The 1,485-nt window shown below is 74.1% G+C and carries 1 protein-coding gene and 3 pseudogenes; 1 reads left to right on the plus strand and 3 read right to left on the minus strand.

From position 1 onward, the window contains the following. The 3 genes and pseudogenes from ACFW2E_RS46765 to ACFW2E_RS46775 all read right to left on the minus strand — a co-directional run. Positions 1-97: pseudogene (locus ACFW2E_RS46765) on the minus strand (oxidoreductase); the annotation flags it as partial. After that, positions 94-273: pseudogene (locus ACFW2E_RS46770) on the minus strand (gfo/Idh/MocA family oxidoreductase); the annotation flags it as partial. The pseudogenes ACFW2E_RS46770 and ACFW2E_RS46765, both read right to left, overlap by 4 nt. A gap of 217 nt (positions 274-490) precedes the next feature. Next, a complete protein-coding gene (locus ACFW2E_RS46775) occupies positions 491-883 on the minus strand; it encodes a VOC family protein (protein WP_384478238.1) in 393 nt (130 codons plus the stop codon). 71 nt (positions 884-954) lie between these two features. Between ACFW2E_RS46775 and ACFW2E_RS46780 the strand changes: the two are divergent. Then, positions 955-1,413, plus strand: a pseudogene (locus ACFW2E_RS46780) (GNAT family N-acetyltransferase); the annotation flags it as partial. Positions 1,414-1,485: the final 72 nt, after the last annotated feature.

Raw genomic sequence — 1,485 nt, forward strand, 5'->3', positions numbered from 1 at the left:
GGTCGGGTCGGTAGACGTAGCGGAGGATCTCGGTGCCGCCCGTGGTGGTGACGGCGATGTGGTCGCCGTGGGTGTGGGTGACGCGGAGGGTGCTCACGCGCGCTCCTTCGGGGCCCAGTCGGGGTGATCGCCGTGCATGGCCGCGTGGAAGGGGTCGCCGGGCGCGATCTCGCCGGCGAGGACCGGCCGTCCGGTGAACGCCGCCTTGTAGAGGGCGGCGGCGAACTCCAGCGTGGCTCGGGCCTCTGCACCGCTGCCGGGCGGCCGCGCGCCCCCCGCCCCCCCGGACCCCACGGCCCCCCGCGAGGCCCCGGGGGGGGGGGGGCCGGCCCGGGGCGACCGGCGACGGGCCGTGCCGCGACCGACGTGCCTCCGGGCCTCGGCCGGCCGTTCGCTCCGCCGTCCCGGGCGGCCGGGCCGGGCAGGCCGTGCAGCCGGGCCGGTCACGCCCCCGTGCCGAGCAACGTTCCGGGTGCCAAGGGCGGCCGGCCTAGATCCCGGGCCGGTACCGCAGCGGATGGTCCGCCGGGACCTCCACCAGCACGATCGGTGTGCCGTCCGGATCCGCGATCCACATCTCGACCAGGCCCCAGGGCTCCTGCACCGGCGGCCGGACGATCCCGACCCCCTTGGCCAGCAGTTCCTCGTGGGCCGCGGCCGCGTCCGGGACCTGCAGCCACAGCCGCACCTGCGGGGACGGCGGGGTCTTCGACCGGCCGGAGACCTCCAGGAAGCCACCGCCGAGGAAGTAGACGGTGCCGCGGTCCGGACCGGTGCCGAACTCGCGGTACACGGCGAGGCCCAACTGTTGGCCGTAGAAGACCCGGGAACGCTCGGGGTCGGTCGGGCGCAGGAGCGTACGGCTGCTGAGTACATGCACCATGCATCCGGAGCCTAGCGGCAGCGATACCCTCGTCACTGCCGTGCCGCGCCACAGATTCGGAGAGCCGCCCCATGGACACCGCCGCCACCGCACCGACCTTCCGCGACGCCACCGACGCCGACGTCGACGCGCTGGTCGCGCTGATCGAGTCGGCTTACCGGGGAGATGCCAGCCGGGTCGGGTGGACCACCGAGGCGGACATCCTCGAAGGACAGCGCACCGACCCCGAGGGTGTGCTCCAGGTCATCAAGTCGCCCGACAGCAGGCTGCTGACGGCCGATCGGGACGGCCGGATCGTCGCCTGCTGTCACCTCCAGCAGCGCGGTGACCACGCCTACTTCGGCATGTTCGCGGTCAGCCCCACGCTGCAGGGCGCGGGTCTGGGCAAGCTGGTGATCGCGGAGGCGGAACGGCAGGCCCGCGAGGCCTGGGGAGTCACCGAGATGCACATGACCGTGATCTCCGTGCGCAACGACCTCATCGCCTGGTACGAGCGCCGCGGCTACCGCCGTACGGGGCGACGTAGCCCCTGACCGCAAGGCAACCCTCCGGGCGGAAGTGCGCGGCGCGGCGACCCGCGCGTCTGGGTGCGGGATCTAGCG

It is taken from the genome of Streptomyces sp. NPDC058964, from assembly GCF_042741275.1.
Lineage (GTDB): Bacteria > Actinomycetota > Actinomycetes > Streptomycetales > Streptomycetaceae > Streptomyces.